The following is a 12,214-nucleotide window of genomic DNA, read 5'->3' on the forward strand; positions in this document are numbered from 1 at the left end:
GACGACCACCGTCAAGCGATAGCTTGGCGGGGCAGCGTTAGCACGGTCAGGATCTCTTCGTCCGGCAGAAGGAACGACTGCTCTTCCACTTCATACCGATCGCTTCCTTTGAAATCGAACCAGGCATCGGCTGGATTCTTTCGGGGAAAGTTCTGTTCGGCGGCGCCGCGGACCAGCATGTCGGCAGCGAACGTCTGATCGTCCAACGCCCTGACAGGCCGCCACCATTGTTGAATCATCGGTGACGCCTTGTACCAAACGCGCTCCCGCTTGTTGTGGCAGACGATGACCATGGGAAAGTGATTTAACGCGGTCATCTTCACGAGAGTAGCCGTGAGACTGACGTCGAACTCGTCGGCCAACTCCCTAGAGGCCGCCAAGGTTAGGCGCTTCATCTTCCGAAGCCGCGGAAGCACCATGAAATTCGGAAGGATCAGATCGGAGGCGAAGTCGTCGGCGCGCCGCTCCGGACTGAGCGCGTCATTCCTGAAATTGCAGACGTCGCTCTTGCCGCAGAAGAGAACTTTTCCGCGGTCGTAGTGCCAGTGCCCAAGTTCGTGTCCGAGGGAAAAGCGGCAACGCTGCCGCATGCTGAGGCTATTGACCGAGATGACGGCGCGCTTTTTCGAACCCACGATCGTCGCCTCGCAGTTGTCGATCGGCCTGTAGTTGACCACTGCGCCCTGCGTCCACGCGATGGCCTCGAGGTCGATATCCTCGGGTTCTGCGATCCCGAGTCCGACAAGCAGGCGCTCCGCCGGGGTCATTCTTCCCCTTCTTCCTTGTCGTCGTTTTCGAGCGCCTCAAGCTGCGCCAAGTCCTTCAACAGGTTTTCCTCGTCGCGTTGCGAAAGCTTCCCGCCCTTGCGTGCGGCCATCATCGCGTTCTCAACTTCGCCGGATCGCATCCCGTCAAGTCGGCGCCGTGCCTTCGCGAGATCGAAGCTCTTGACGTTCTCCTGCTCACGATAAGCCTTCGACTCGTCCTGAGCCCGTTTGAAGCGCATGCGAGCGGTACGCGCCTTCGCCTGTTCCAGAGCTCGGCTGGCGCGAGACACTGCCTTGTCGAAATCGTCGCCCGCTTCCTTGAAATCCTCGCGCAGATCGGCTTCCGACGCTTCAAGGATGCTGTCGTCGATGGCCTGGTCGAGCTTCGACAATTTCTCGAGGTCTGTCGGATCTCTGCTCATAGGAGCCACCCCTTCGGATATTCCCGACGGGCAATGCGCCGGATCTTCTTGATCACGTAATCCAGGCGAGCCTGGTCAACACCCACAAAATCCCGCAGCGCTTCGCCCCGCATGTCGTTTTCCCAGCCGAATAGCACCATGCTCATCTCCTCGTCCGCGCCGTAGTGCACGTTGAGTGCCGCGCAGATCTCCGATGCCCGCCGCTCCTGTTCCGCCCGGATCGCCGCATCCTCTGGGCTCGGTCCAGAATCCTTCAGCTCGACCTTCGACTTGCGCTCGCCGGTCGGCCCGTCCTCTATCGGAACCTGCTGCTGCAGACGATCGCGCCGGTGGCCGGCGATATTCCGCATCGACTGGACCAGGAAGGCCATGAACCTAGTGGTCCGCGGGCAGCGCTTCGCCTCGAACAGCGCGGAACACATGGCCTCCTGCAGCAGGTCGCCCTCGGCAAAGTCGGTCCCACCAAGGTAACGGCGTTCGATGGCGTCTAGGCGAGCGAGGTCGAGCGGCGTCAGCCCATCCAGCGCCGACGCCACCTCCTCGTATGTGAGGTGCTCAGGCGCGGAGGCCGATGCTTTGGGAGAAGGCACGCCGACGTGATCCATAGCTTCACGCATCCTATGCCGGCCAAAAATTTCTTTCGGACAAAAAAATTCGAGTCCGAAAGACCCGGCTGGCCGGCATGCAGGTGTGAGGCGACCGGTTTTGAGAAACGACCGGGGCAACAACTCGAATACCGGTGGTAAAACAATGAATTACCTATCAGAACGTGCGCAGTTGCGCCAGTCGCAACTGGCGGACCTCATTGAGGAAGCCTGCCAGCACCTCGAACCGTCGCCGTACCAGCGCGAGGTCGCGCAGCAACGCTACGAAGGCGTCGGCGACTGGCTGGCCAAGTCCCAAGACCCGCTCTTGGCCGAAATCGCGATCCGGCTTCAGGGGTCCGTGGCGATCGGAACTACTGTCAAGCCGATCGGCGCCGCCGAATACGACGTGGATCTGGTGGCACACGTTCCCGATATCGACGCCGTCATCTCGCCGGCGATGCTCAAGCACCGCATCGGCGACCGCCTCAGGGCCAACGGACATTACGCTCCGCTACTGGTGGAAATGCCGCGCTGCTGGCGGCTCGATTATGCCAACGAATTCCACCTGGATATCACGCCCAGCATCCCGAACCCCGGGTGCGCCATGGGCGGCGAGCTCGTCCCCGACAAAGCGCTGAAATCCTGGAAAGCGTCCAACCCGATGGGGTACCGCGCGAAGTTCGAGCGGCGCGCCAAGCTGCAGGCCCGCATCCGTTCGGCCTTCGGACGAATCCTCGACAGCACCATCGCCAAAGACTCGGTGGAGCCCTATCCCGAGGAAATGAAGCTGAAGGGCCTGCTGCGCCGGACCGTGCAGATTGCGAAGCGGCACCGCGACCTTGAGTTCATCGACGACACCGACGGCTTGGCACCGCTGTCGATCATCGTCACGACATTGGCCTCGCGGGCCTACGAGTTCTGCGTCGGCAACTTCGTCTACGACCACGAGCTGGACTTGATCGTCGACCTGCTGCGCCGCATGCCGAACTCGATCGAGACCCGCGTCAACGGCAACCGCGTGGAATGGTACCTGTGGAACCAGACCACCGTCGGCGAGAACTTCTGCGAGAAATGGAACAAGCATCCGGAGCGCGCCACAGCCTTCTTCGAGTGGCATGCGAAACTGGTCGCCGACGTCGAGAAGCTGGCCGCTGCGCGAGGTCTCGACGATGTCCGCCGCCTGCTGGGCGACGTCGTGGGGCGCGCGCCGGCGAACGCCGCGCTCGATGCATTGACCGCGCGCGTCAGCACGGCCCGGACCGGTAATCGCCTTTCGGTCACCAAGCCGGCGGGGCTGATCGTGGGCACGGCCGCCGGCGCCACACCCGTCCGTGGCAACACCTTCTTTGGCGACCCGCGGTGAAGCATGCGATTGGGGCGTCGGAAGCCGCTCACCGCGGCGCAACAGTACGTCAACCTGCGAGCCAACCCCTTGAGCTCCGGCGACGGCGTGCTGCGGGCGGGCAGCTTCACGTGGCGATTCGAGGCCTCTCCCTCGCCTCTGAGCAGGATCTACCGCGTGCGCATCGAGATGGCGCAGGAGCGATCGCCGCGCACGTTCGTCGAGACGCCGGATCTCGCGCTGCTCGCCGACGGGCGCGACCTGCCCCACGTCTATCGCAACCCGACGCGCTTGTGCCTCTACCTGCCGGGCAGCTCGGAGTGGCAACCGTGGATGCGCATCGATCAGACCATCGTGCCGTGGAGCGTGCTTTGGCTCTGGTATTTCGAGGACTGGTTGGCGTCTGGCGAATGGAAGGGCGGCGGAGTCCATCCGCGGGAGCACGACCAAGAGCGCAGCCGCCCGCCGAAACGCCGTTCGGAAACGCAATAGGAGAACTCGCATGAGCGTCGACGACATGCCGCCCGCCTACAAGATCCTGTCCATTGACGGAGGAGGCATCCGCGGCGTCTTCCCCGCGGCCTTCCTCGCGAAGCTCGAGGACCATCTCGATGCACCGCTCGCATCGTATTTCGACCTGATCGCGGGGACGTCGACGGGCGGCATCATCGCGATCGCGCTCGGCCTCGGGCTGACGGCCAAGGAAATCCTCAAGCTCTACGAGGAGCAAGGCCCCGCCATCTTCGATCAGCAGCACGGCGCCATCGCGAACTTCCTGCTGCAGCGCTGGAGAGGGGCGCGCCACCTCTGCGCCTCGAAGTATTCCTCCAAACCGCTGCACGACGCGCTCATCGGCGTGCTCGGCGATCGACGGCTCGGCGAGAGCCGGACCCGCCTGGTCGTGCCGGCATGGCATCCGATGCTCGAGCGCGTCTACATATACAAGACCGCCCATCATCCGCGGCTCGAGACTGACTACAAGGTCTCGGCGGTGGACGCGGCTATGGCGACGGCGGCGGCCCCGACGTTCCTGGATCCGCACACCACCGAGGACGCGATCGAGCTCGTGGACGGCGGCGTCTGGGCCAACAACCCGATCGGCGTCGCGTCGATCGAGGCCATCGGAATGCTCAACTTGCCGGCGGATAGGCTGAAGATTCTAAGCATCGGCACAATCAACGACGTGAAGGCGCCACCACGGTGGAAAGGCAAGCTGCCCATGGTCACGTCGATGGCGCGCCTATTCATGGCGGGCCAGTCGCACAGCGCGATGGGCACGGCGAAGATCGTGACCGGCGACGTCCATCACCGGCAAGCGATCTGGCGGATCGACCAGACCGCCCCGCTGGGCCGCTACACGCTGGACAACGCCCGGCGCATCGCCGAGATGAAGAACCGCGGCTTCACCGAGGCTCGCGAGCAATTGCCCATCCTGCGGCCGCACTTCTTCGCAGAGCAGGCGAAGGAATTCGTGCCGTTCCATTCGCTGAAGCCCGAGAGCGAGAGCATCGACGGTAAGAAGTCAGCCCTGAAGCCAGCCGCCTGAACATGCCAGATCGGTGAGCCGAAAGACAGCAGCCCGGCGAGCGGACGATATCCGATCCGCCTCGCTTGCCTTTGTTCTAGATGACCGATATCCGCCTGCGTGCCAATCTCCGCACCGTCACCTGCGCCAAGCCGAGCGCCCTCGACAACAAGACCGTCGTCCTCGAATTCACCCGCGTCTGCAGGGTGGTCGGCATCATCGATTCCGAGACCGGCCTGATCACGGACCTGCCGCGGAGCCGGCCCGAACCCGAGAAGTGATCGGTGGGGCGGCGGAGTCCCGACCGTCTCTTCGTCGGGCGGATTTCTGCCGCCAAGATGAGGGCGGATTCCGCAAGAAAGGAAGCCTCCGAAAAACTGAAGGAGGCCGCCGCCGAGACCTGCCAGGCCTGGAATTACCGAAGGATCGGGCTCGGCGGGCCGGTACAGCCGTCGCCAACCATCGGGGAGGCTCTTAAAGGCGGGTTCTGCTATCTCGAGGTCAAGTGTCGGCGCTGCAGAACCCACTCGCTGATCGATCTGACCGCGGTCAACGAGGTGAGACGCAAGCCCGACACACCGATCTGGAAGCTCGAGGCTTCGCTCCGCTGCAGGCATTGCAGCGAGGCGCTGCGAGGTCGCCGGCCGGCAGCCGACATCGTACGGCTGCGCAAGGAGAAGACCTTGGAATTCGAGCCGTGGTACCCCGGGGAACAACGCTGACATGTGCAATCTCTACTCGATAACCACGAACCAGGCGGCGATCGCTGGCCTGTTCAGGCGCATGAACCAGTATGTCGGCAACCTACCGCCGATGCCGGGCGTCTTCCCGGATTATCCGGCGCCGGTGATCCGCAACACCAGCGACGATGCACTTGAGATGGTGCTGATGCGCTGGGGCATGCCTCCGCCGCCGCGGACCGGCGGGCCGCCGGTCACCAACATCCGCAACACGACCTCGCCGCACTGGCGCGGCTGGTTGAAGCCGGAGAGCCGCTGCCTGGTGCCGGCGAACAGCTTCGCGGAGTACGCTCCGGAGACGAACCCCGATACCAAGAAGAAGGACGTCGTATGGTTCGCGCTCGAAGAGAGCAGGCCGCTGTTCTGCTTCGCCGGCATCTGGACCACGTTCAAAGGGGACCGTGGGACCAAGTCCAAGCCGATCCCCGGACCTCACTTGGTCTACGGATTTCTGACGACGGCTCCGAACGCAATCGTCGAACCGATCCATTCGAAGGCGATGCCGGTGATCCTGACCACCAAAGAGGAGCGCGAGGTCTGGATGCGCGCACCGTGGGACGAGGCGAAGGCGCTGCAGCGGCCCCTGCCTGACGATGCGCTGAAGATCGTCATGCGCGGCGCCGAAAAGGAAGACAAGGTCGCGGCCTGACCAGGGGTTTTGCACAGGACAGCGGAACAGGTGGACAAGCGGCGGGCTACCGCGATGTCGAATCCCTGGCCTGTGTTAAGCGCGCGGAACGGTGGAGGGGCGCGAAGGATTCGTCCCGGGCAGGAGCGAGTTCGATGCTGATGACGAGGGAGAAGCGACCGGCCATCCGAACGCTGCGCGGTTGGGCGATCTCCGTGCTGCAGGAGGCCGGTGCCATCCGCGAATGCGAGGAGCACGGCTGGATGCAGGATCGTGGCGACCCGGATGCTCGCGAGCGGGCTTTCGCCGTCGCTCGTCAGGATCCGCCGGCGGGCATCTCCGCCCAGGCCGCAGCCATCGCGATCGCCGAGGTGCTGGAATTGATCGGCGACACCTGCCCGGAGTGCCCAGGCGGGACTTGAGCGCCGCGTCCGAGGTACAATCCGCAAGGCAAAGGTTCGGAGAGGACGATCGGATGGAAGAGAAGTTTCACAAGAAGGTCCAGCAGACCAAGCGTATCAACATCCACAACGACTTGGACGGCGCGGCCTTCTATTTCACCGAGATCGTCAAGAAGAAGGTCGAGAACGGGATCACGGATGCGCTGACGTTCGACTGCATGGCGGCCGGCACGATGCTGGCGTTCTCGTTCGAGGCCTACCTGAACTTCATGGGTGACCGGCTCGTCGGACTCTGGAACGAAAGAGACGACTATCACAAGAAGATCGACAGGGTCTTCCAGAAGCTCAAGATCACGCCGGATTGGTCCAAGCGGCCGTTCAGCTCCATCGGCGCCATGAAGCGGCTGCGCGATACTCTCGCTCACAGGAAGCCACAGACGATCGAAGTCGAGAAGGATTTCATCGACAAGACTGACGGTCAGAAAGGCAAGAAGATCGACCTTAGCGGCGATTGGGAGCGCTTGTGCTCGCCAGATATGATCATCAACGCGCACGACGACCTCAACGAGGTCTGGAAGCTGATGATTCAGAAATCCGGGCTCGACATCATGGAGATCGCCACGGGCGGAGAAGGCGCGGTCGTGACCGAAAAGAAGTTCGTCCCCGCCGCCAAGCCGCTCAAACCCGCCTCCTAGGCGGACCTCCGCTGCGGCTTGGCCGCCGGCTTCTTTGCCGCCGCCTCCTTCGGCTTCTTGCCGGCGATCGGCATGAGCATTTCTTTCTGGCCGGGCGCCGCCTTCCGCTTCTTGGCCGGCTTCTTCGAAGCCTTCGTCTCGGCCGCAGCGCCGCCGACACTGCGCCGAAGCGCCTCCATCAGGTCGACGACGTTGCTCGCGCGCGGGCGCTCCTTCGGCGTGATCGGCTTGCCGGCGCGCTTCTGGTTGATGAGCTCGACCAGGGCGGTCTCGTAGTGGTCCTCGAACCTCTGGCTCGAACCGCCCGGACTTCTGGTTCACGATGTGCTTGGCGAGATCGAGCATGTCCTTGGTGACTTTGACGTCCTGGATCTCGTCGAAGTATTCCGCCTCGCCGCGCACCTCGTAGGGGTAGCGCAGCAGCGTGCCGACGAGGCCCTTGTCGAGCGGCTCGAGCGCGATGATGTGCTCGCGGTTGGTCAGGACAACCCGACCGATGGCTACCTTGTTCATCTCGCGGATGGTCTCTCGGATCACGGCGAAGGCGTCGTGCCCCACCTTCCCGTCCGGACGCAGGTAATAGGGGCGGATCAGGTATCGCGGATCAATCTCCGATTTTTCGACGAACTCGTCGATCTCGATGGTCCTAGTGGATTCGAGCGCCACGTTCTCTAGCTCTTCCTTTGTCACCTCGATGAAGGTGTCGGTATCGACCTTGTATCCCTTGACGATGTCCTCGTTGGCGACCTGCTCGCCGGTGTCCGCATCGACCTTCAGATAAGAGCTGGCGCCGGTTGTTTGGACAGCGCCCCGCGGGATTTAAGTGGATTCCTGCCGGGTTATGCTGAACGCGGGGCCTTACGATTTTGTCGTTGCGTCGGGAGGGCGTAGCCCGACCAGAGCGACGACAAAATCGTCGGCGACGGTCATGCGGCGATCACCATAGCTTGCGTGCCGAAGTAAGCCTCGTCGGGCGTGCGCCCGTCAAGGCTCGAGTGAGGGCGTCCCTGATTGTAGAAGGCCAGATACTTGGCAATTGACGCTCGCGCCTCGGACACGCTGTCGTAGGCGCGGAGATAAACTTCTTCGTATTTGACCGTGCGCCAGAGCCGCTCGACAAACACGTTGTCGCGCCAGGCGCCCTTGCCGTCCATGCTGATGGCGATCTTCGCGTCCAGCAGCACATCGGTGAACTCGAGGCTGGTGAACTGGCTGCCCTGGTCCGTGTTGAAAATCTCGGGCCTGCCGTGCTTCGCCAACGCCTCCTGGACCGCTTCGACGCAGAAGGCCGCCTCCATTGTGATCGAGACGCGATGGGCCAGGACCCGTCGGCTGAACACATCGACGACCGCCGCGAGATAGACGAAGCCACGCCGCATCGGAATGTAGGTGATGTCCATTGCCCACGCCTGGTCGGGCCGCTCGATCTTCAATCCGCGCAACAGGTACGGGTAGATCTTGTGACCCGGTGCCGGCTTACTCGTGTTCGGGCGACGATAGACCGCCTCGATCCCCATGCGCTTCATCAGCGTCGCGATGTGGCGGCGACCGGCGTATACGCCCTCCCGCCGCAGCAACGATCGCTGCATACGCGCTCCCGCGAAGGGATAATCGAGATGCAGCTCATCGAGCCGACGCATCAAGGCAAGGTCCTCGGCCGAAACTGGCCGAGGTTCATAGTAGACCGTGCTGCGAGCCAGCTTCAGGACCTTCGCCTGGCGCACGATAGAAAGATCATGACCGCGGTCGATCATCGCTTTGCGCTCAGCAGGCCCGCCTTGGTGAGCGCGCCGGACAAAAAATCGTTTTCCAACGCCAGCTCGCCGATCTTGGCATGTAACGCCTTCAAATCGACCGGCGTCTCGGCCGACGCCTTGTCATGCCCAAACACGCCGGCGGCGCCTTCCAGGAGCTGGTTTTTCCAGATCGTGATCTGGTTCGGATGAACATCAAACAGTTGCGCCAGCTCCGCCAGCGTCTTGTCGCCTTTGACCGCAGCCAAAGCAACCTTCGCCTTGAATGCCGGAGAATGCATCCGGCGGCTCTTCTTCGTCATCTTCGCTCCTGATTCGCAGCAAGAATCCTCGCCGCTGTCAGGCAGAAAATCCACTCAAGCTACTGTCCGAATTTGCGGAGCCAGCTCTCTTCGTCCATACTTTGAATCAGCTCATCTGGATGCGCGAGAAACATTTCACCGGTATTATGGCGCAAACGCCACCGACGTTCTTCCTCGCATGCATTGCGAGCGATGGAATTGGAAGGCGTGGTGTTGGAGGAAATCTAGGCGTTCAGAATAGATCGAAGTCGTCTGTATAAGATTGATCATCGCCACAAAAAGATTGTTGGCGGAGAGCAACGAGGCGCTTGGAACCTCCGAGGAACCAGAACCTTAGAATGTGGGGCGCCTTCCGCGCTGGCGGCGTGCCCTGGGCGGTCCCGGTTTTGAAGCCCCCAAGCCCCGACCGGGACCGTTCACTTAAGGGGTGGCTTCAGCCAGACAATTTAGCTTGTGGCGTTTGGGCCATAATACCGCATTTCACGCAGATATTGCCATCGACCTTCATCCTGATGCGGGCGATGGTAGCGCGTCTACGATTGTATACCCGATTTGTCTTCCCCGTCGTGACTCAGAAGGGCCTCTTCGGAGAAGTCATGGCCGGATTGCTAACCCGTCTTATTCGTCAGAGTGCGCCTGAGAGGCTGGCGAGCGTGGTGTAAAGCGCTGATGCGGCGTAGGATTCGGTTGCAAAGCCAACCCCATCACCTCAACCGCGAACGCCAGGCCCGCCATGACCGATGATACGATTCTGCCCTTCTCGTTTCCAGCCGTTCACGCCAAGAAAGTCACAGCTGCCTTCGATGGCGGTCGGCTGACCTCGAACGGGGGCGTGATGCTTCTGGCGATGGCCGAGCGGCGTCTCGGCTTGGCCGACAATTTGGCCCGGGTGTTCCCGGATCGGCGCGATCCGACGCGGGTCGTGCACAGCCTTGTCGATATGTTCCGCGCGCGCATGTTCGCGATCTGCTGCGGCTACGAGGACGCCGACGACCTCGATCATCTGCGGTCCGATCCCGCATTCAAGCTGGCCTGCGGACGGCTGCCGGACACGGGTCGCGATCTGTGTTCCCAACCGACGCTGTCGCGGCTGGAGAATGCTCCGCGCCTGCGCGACGTGATCCGGCTGACCTACACTTTGGTCGACGCATGGATGGATAGCTACCCGCGCGAGCCGGCATCCGTCACGCTCGACATCGATGATACCTGCGATGTCGTCCACGGCCATCAGCAGCTCTCGCTGTTCAACGCTCATTATGACGAACGCTGCTTCCCTTATTCCATGCCGAAACACACCCGTCCTTGCCGACGACTCGGCTACGGGCTTTAGTTAGGGCCAACAGCAGCATCAAGTTGTTGCTGCAAGACACTTGCGCGGAAGAGGGGCGAAAGTCCATGAGTACCATCCACGCGACATAGAGCGGAGAGCTTGAATCGGACCTTGCGTCAAGTTGTATAAGTCCGCGCAGCCCGCGAAAGCACTGACGAATGGAGCAGCCGTATTATGTTCTACTTTCGGTTTACTGGCCTTGATCGGGGGGGCGCTTGCTGTCCGTCGCTCGACTGCACCATGCATGAAACTGATCGCGAGCCAGCCTCTAGGTGATCGGAATGGGCACATCATTGTCAGTCTTCAATACAGCTGTCGCGTTGCCGATGGGCTATCGAAGGGCGCAGGAATCACGGCGAGATCGGTTAGCAAACGGGCAGCGAAAAGGGGACGCACTTGGCTCCACTTGACGTTCACCGCGAGCTCGAAGTCTCTTATGCCTAAGGGGCATGCGATTAAAGGGCTCCGCGTGTTTGGAGGTCGCTGATTCGGCGAACCCATTCGGTAGCTCATCAGACAACGAGGACAAGCGGTCGAGCCGACAAGTGGCTGTCGCACTCGTGAGGGCAAGGCATCCAGTACATTGGATAAAGAATATGAGACGCATTGACGGGCGCGGATCGCCCATTTCGGAATTTGGTGCCGGTGAAGGTCGAGGCGCTGACGGTTCCAGCTCTGGACCGGCTTGTGCTCCTGGTGAAGAGGGGCAATCGTTCAGTTCCATTGTGGATCGGATGCCTTCCGAGCTTCAGGATTCAGGTCCCTCGGATTCTCGCAGCACGCAGCGCGACAGCGGTGCAGGCCGATTTGCTGTTCCCTCCTCCGGCGCACATCCGCTCTTTGGGGTCGCGCTGCAGGGCGCAATCCGTGGAAGTCGTCGTCGTTTGCGCTCCTTGCCGGAATCCGGCTCGTCGCGAACTGATGGGGCGCTGCGGCGCGACGATCCAGAGGCGGAAAGCTCGCTAGGACGCCCTCTCCCGTCGCACGGGGGGGGTGGACCAGAAGGGGGACACGCCCACGATGCGCCTACCCAGAATGTCCAAACCCCGGGCCTGCAGCGGCCTTATAGAACGTACAGTGGGAGACCAAGGCCAGATGCGGGCTTCTTGCGTCCGAGTGGCGAGGAGTCCTGGCGCGACGATCGAGAGGCTGAAAGCTCGCACGCGAGCAGACGCCCACTGGATACGCAGTCCGTGTCTGAGGGAAGTGGCAGACCAGGAAGGTGGCGCGTCGCCGATGCGCCCGCGCAACCATTCCAGCCTGGGAGCTCGGAGCGAGCCCATGGAACTTATCGTGGCGCAGCCAATCTGGAAACTACTCCATCGGCTTCGGATGGTGACCGGCGACGCGCCGATCGAGCCGCCGAACGCCCGCAAGCAGGCAGGCTGGCGCCGTATGGCCAATCCATCTCTGACCGAAGAGGCCGAACCGGGAGGTCGCATGTCGACAATGCTGCCCTGCAGAATGTCCAAGTTGGAGTGCCGGAAGGGTATTTCAGACATTCTAATGAACTAAATGCCGCCTTACTAAATGCCGCCTTAAGGGAAATCGCCAGCGCTCGCGACATCAGCGTTTTCTCACGCGCAGTGGTACGTTACAGCAAGCAGCTGGGAAGGCAGGATCTTTCAGACTTTCTGCAAACCGCAGCTTTCCGTTTCGATGCTCGATTTGTGCCGCAGTTGGAGGAAAATATCCGGTCCTCATGGGGGTACGCCACGACA

At 62.0% G+C, this 12,214-nt stretch carries 13 protein-coding genes and 2 pseudogenes; 10 read left to right on the forward strand and 5 right to left on the reverse strand.

Annotation, left to right across the window (positions count from 1 at the left end; translation table 11 throughout):
- Positions 1-11 precede the first annotated feature (11 nt).
- From HAP48_RS49455 to HAP48_RS49465, 3 genes are read right to left on the reverse strand one after another with little or no spacing between them, the layout of a single operon-like run.
- The gene (locus HAP48_RS49455; protein WP_166309172.1) at positions 12-767 is read right to left on the reverse strand and encodes an ImmA/IrrE family metallo-endopeptidase; all 756 of its coding nucleotides are present in this window, start codon (positions 765-767) and stop codon (positions 12-14) included.
- Positions 764-1,159, reverse strand: a complete 396-nt coding sequence (locus HAP48_RS49460; RefSeq protein ID WP_166309175.1) for a hypothetical protein — start codon at positions 1,157-1,159, stop codon at positions 764-766. Before HAP48_RS49460 ends, HAP48_RS49455 begins: the two co-directional genes overlap by 4 nt.
- Positions 1,160-1,185: 26 nt before the next feature.
- Positions 1,186-1,794, reverse strand: a complete 609-nt coding sequence (locus HAP48_RS49465; protein ID WP_166309178.1) for a sigma-70 family RNA polymerase sigma factor — start codon at positions 1,792-1,794, stop codon at positions 1,186-1,188.
- 145 nt (positions 1,795-1,939) lie between these two features.
- Here HAP48_RS49465 and HAP48_RS49470 point away from each other — a divergent pair, with 145 nt between their 5' ends.
- The 8 genes from HAP48_RS49470 (at position 1,940) to HAP48_RS49505 (ending at position 7,107) form a co-directional block, all read left to right on the forward strand.
- On the forward strand, positions 1,940-3,139 hold the full coding sequence (locus HAP48_RS49470; RefSeq protein WP_176399282.1) for a nucleotidyltransferase domain-containing protein: 1,200 nt from the start codon (positions 1,940-1,942) through the stop codon (positions 3,137-3,139).
- Between the two features lie 69 nt (positions 3,140-3,208).
- A complete protein-coding gene (locus HAP48_RS49475; RefSeq protein WP_224497280.1) occupies positions 3,209-3,610 on the forward strand; it encodes a type II CBASS E2 protein in 402 nt (133 codons plus the stop codon).
- Positions 3,611-3,620: 10 nt separating this feature from the next.
- Positions 3,621-4,664: a CBASS cGAMP-activated phospholipase gene (locus HAP48_RS49480; protein WP_224497279.1), complete on the forward strand. Its 1,044-nt coding sequence runs from the start codon at positions 3,621-3,623 to the stop codon at positions 4,662-4,664.
- An 80-nt stretch (positions 4,665-4,744) separates the two neighbouring features.
- Positions 4,745-4,924 carry a hypothetical protein gene (locus tag HAP48_RS49485; protein ID WP_166309190.1) on the forward strand — a complete coding sequence of 60 codons (180 nt, stop codon included), beginning with the start codon at positions 4,745-4,747 and terminating at the stop codon, positions 4,922-4,924.
- Positions 4,925-4,981: 57 nt separating this feature from the next.
- Positions 4,982-5,365, forward strand: a complete 384-nt coding sequence (locus HAP48_RS49490) for a hypothetical protein (RefSeq protein ID WP_176399281.1) — start codon at positions 4,982-4,984, stop codon at positions 5,363-5,365.
- 1 nt (position 5,366) lies between these two features.
- Positions 5,367-6,032 (forward strand): SOS response-associated peptidase, encoded by a 666-nt coding sequence (locus HAP48_RS49495; protein ID WP_166218360.1) that lies wholly within the window; start codon positions 5,367-5,369, stop codon positions 6,030-6,032.
- 134 nt (positions 6,033-6,166) lie between these two features.
- Positions 6,167-6,433, forward strand: a complete 267-nt coding sequence (locus HAP48_RS49500) for a hypothetical protein (protein WP_166218357.1) — start codon at positions 6,167-6,169, stop codon at positions 6,431-6,433.
- A 53-nt stretch (positions 6,434-6,486) separates the two neighbouring features.
- Positions 6,487-7,107: a hypothetical protein gene (locus tag HAP48_RS49505; RefSeq protein WP_166309196.1), complete on the forward strand. Its 621-nt coding sequence runs from the start codon at positions 6,487-6,489 to the stop codon at positions 7,105-7,107.
- On the opposite strand, the pseudogene ku reads toward HAP48_RS49505, so the two are convergent.
- Positions 7,104-7,887: pseudogene (ku, locus tag HAP48_RS49510) on the reverse strand (non-homologous end joining protein Ku); the annotation flags it as partial. The gene HAP48_RS49505 and the pseudogene ku sit on opposite strands and share 4 nt — an antisense overlap.
- Before the next feature lie 146 nt (positions 7,888-8,033).
- Positions 8,034-9,163 (reverse strand): IS3-like element ISRj2 family transposase gene (locus tag HAP48_RS49515; protein ID WP_166206328.1). Its coding sequence is split into 2 segments (ribosomal slippage): positions 8,034-8,911 and positions 8,911-9,163, totalling 1,131 coding nucleotides; the frame shifts between segments, so codons are not numbered across the junction.
- A 733-nt stretch (positions 9,164-9,896) separates the two neighbouring features.
- Here HAP48_RS49515 and HAP48_RS49520 point away from each other — a divergent pair.
- Together HAP48_RS49520 and HAP48_RS49525 are read left to right on the forward strand one after the other, a co-directional pair.
- Positions 9,897-10,436 (forward strand): annotated as a pseudogene (locus tag HAP48_RS49520) (IS1380-like element ISNha3 family transposase); the annotation flags it as partial.
- A 1,338-nt stretch (positions 10,437-11,774) separates the two neighbouring features.
- Complete coding sequence (locus HAP48_RS49525) at positions 11,775-12,008, forward strand: hypothetical protein (RefSeq protein ID WP_166218334.1); 234 nt, start codon at positions 11,775-11,777, stop codon at positions 12,006-12,008.
- Positions 12,009-12,214 lie beyond the last annotated feature (206 nt).

It is taken from the genome of Bradyrhizobium septentrionale (genome assembly GCF_011516645.4).
Lineage (GTDB): Bacteria > Pseudomonadota > Alphaproteobacteria > Rhizobiales > Xanthobacteraceae > Bradyrhizobium > Bradyrhizobium septentrionale.